Annotated in this window: 1 protein-coding gene; it reads left to right on the forward strand. The window is 65.1% G+C overall.

Translation table 11 applies throughout. The features are described 5' to 3' along the window. The coding region (locus XI09_RS05610) for an Ig-like domain-containing protein (protein WP_271565992.1) at positions 1-1737 on the forward strand (1737 nt) is incomplete at both ends.

A 1737-nucleotide genomic window follows, 5' to 3' on the forward strand; every position in this document is an offset into this window, starting at 1 on the left:
CTGACGGCAGCCACAGCTTCACCGCCAAGGCGACTGACAATGCGGGCAACACCACGACCACGTCTGCGGTGACGGCAACGGTCAACACGGGGCAGGTCGATACGACGCCGCCGACCGCGACGATCAGCACGACGATCACCACGGATACGGGCGCGACCGCCACCATCACGAGTGGTGGCACGACCAAGGACAACACCCTGGGCCTGTCAGGCACGGTGAGCGATGCCGGTGGGGTCAGTTCGGTGCAGATCTATGACGGCGCCACCCTGCTGGGTCCGGCGACCATCAGCTCAGGCAACTGGAGTTACACGACGGCTGCGCTTCTTGACGGCAGCCACAGCTTTACCGCCAAGGCCACTGACAATGCAGGCAATACCACGACCACGTCTGCGGTGACGGCGACAGTGGACACGTCGCCGCCGACCGAGACGATCAGCACGACGATCACCACGGATACGGGCGCGACCCCCACCATCACCAGCGGCGGCACGACCAAGGACAACACCCTGGGCCTGTCAGGCACGGTGAGCGATGCCCATGGGGTCAGCTCGGTGCAGATCTATGACGGCACCACCCTGCTGGGTCTGGCTACAATCAGCTCGGGCAACTGGAGTTACACAACGGCAGCGCTTCCTGACGGCAGCCACAGCTTCACCGCCAAGGCCACTGACAATGCGGGCAACACCACGACGACGGCTGCGGTGACGGCGACGGTCAACACGGGGCAGATCGATACGACGCCGCCGACCGAGACGATCAGCACGACGATCAACACGGATACGGGCGCGAGCCCCACCATCAGCAGCGGGGGTGTGACGAAGGACAACACCCTGGGCCTGTCAGGCACGGTGAGCGATGCCGGTGGGGTCAGCTCGGTGCAGGTCTATGACGGTGCCACCCTGCTGGGTCCGGCGACCATCAGCTCGGGCAACTGGAGTTACACAACGGTTGCGCTTGTTGACGGCAGCCACAGCTTCACCGCCAAGGCCACTGACAATGCGGGCAACACCACGACGACATCTGCGGTGACGGCGAAGGTCGACACGACACCGCCGACCGCGGCGATCAGCACGACGATCACCACGGATACGGGCGCGACCGCCACCATCACGAGCGGCGGCACGACCAAGGATAACACCCTGGGCTTGTCTGGTACGGTGAGCGATGCCAATGGGGTCAGCTCGGTGCAGGTCTATGACGGCGCCACCCTGCTGGGTCCGGCGACAATCAGCGCGGGCAACTGGAGTTACACGACGGCTGCGCTTCCTGACGGCAGCCACAGCTTTACTGCCAAGGCTACTGACACTGCGGGCAACACCACGACGACGTCTGCGGTGACGGCAACGGTCAACACGGGGCAGGTCGATACGACGCCGCCGACCGAGACGATCAGCACGACGATCAACACGGATACGGGCGCGACCCCCACCATCACGAGTGGCGGCACGACCAAGGACAACACTTTGGGCCTGTCAGGCACGGTGAGCGATGCCGGTGGGGTCAGTTCGGTGCAGGTCTATGACGGCGCCACCCTGCTGGGTCCGGCGTTCTTCACCGGTAGTTACGCCGCCGGCTACGCCTTCAACGAGTCCACCGGCACCTCGACGGCCGATGCAACGGGCCACGGCATCACGGGCACGCTCGTGAACGGCGCGACCTTCACGACGGCGGGGAAGTACGGCAATGCGGTGGCGCTGAATGGCACCACCGGCTATGTGGATCTCGGCAATCCCGCCG

Origin of the sequence: Bradyrhizobium sp. CCBAU 11386, from assembly GCF_028128955.1 — a bacterium.
GTDB lineage: Bacteria > Pseudomonadota > Alphaproteobacteria > Rhizobiales > Xanthobacteraceae > Bradyrhizobium.